Annotated in this window: 1 protein-coding gene; it reads left to right on the forward strand. The window is 43.2% G+C overall.

Annotated elements, in window-relative coordinates:
• Nucleotides 1-38 precede the first annotated feature (38 nt).
• Entirely contained in the window at nucleotides 39-401 is a 363-nt protein-coding gene (locus PSI17_RS17195) for a hypothetical protein (protein ID WP_273553110.1), read from the forward strand.
• Nucleotides 402-697 lie beyond the last annotated feature (296 nt).

Genomic DNA, 697 nt, shown 5'->3' on the forward strand with positions numbered 1-697 from the left:
GGGTGGCATAGCCACCCATTATTCTATAGGGGAGATAAATGAACGAGCGCAAATTTGAAACATACCTCGCGGCGGGCAAGAGCATTGGGGGTGATTATTTTGCGGGTTATCAATTCGGCCTGCACCAGTTCACCAACAAAGCGCCCGCCCCTGATTTACCCCCTAACCCCAACTGCAATGAGTGGGAATCTGGTTATCTAGATGGAATAGCGGGGAACCCGCCTATAGGTTTTCACGGGAATATCGGCAATCTCAACGCTGCGGGGGTGTTACCGGCAGATAGCGTATTGACTATTAGGTTAAATTCTCAGTTAAAATCATGCTATGTCAAACAGGCGCAGCGCGAGGGGCTGAAACTGAGCGCATGGGTGCTAAAACAGCTCAATGCAGCCAGTGATTAAAATTCAATGTAATTAATCCCCATGTAAATGGGGAACATAAATTGACAACGGATCATCCCGTAAGTACGGGAACTCATTTAATAGTATGCAAAATGCTGACTATTTCAATCAAAAAAATCACAATTTTTGATCTAACTCACTGAATCAATTCTGCGCAATAATATTTGAACCTCCATAAACAGGCTAATTGAACATTTATTGTCCTGATAATCTGCCGTTTTTTCCAACCATAAACCCTGTCTCGCTCTCAATTGCCAACCCTGTTTGATTTATTGACGACACTATTTAGATTCTAT

This window comes from Xenorhabdus sp. IM139775, assembly GCF_028598745.1.
GTDB lineage: Bacteria > Pseudomonadota > Gammaproteobacteria > Enterobacterales > Enterobacteriaceae > Xenorhabdus.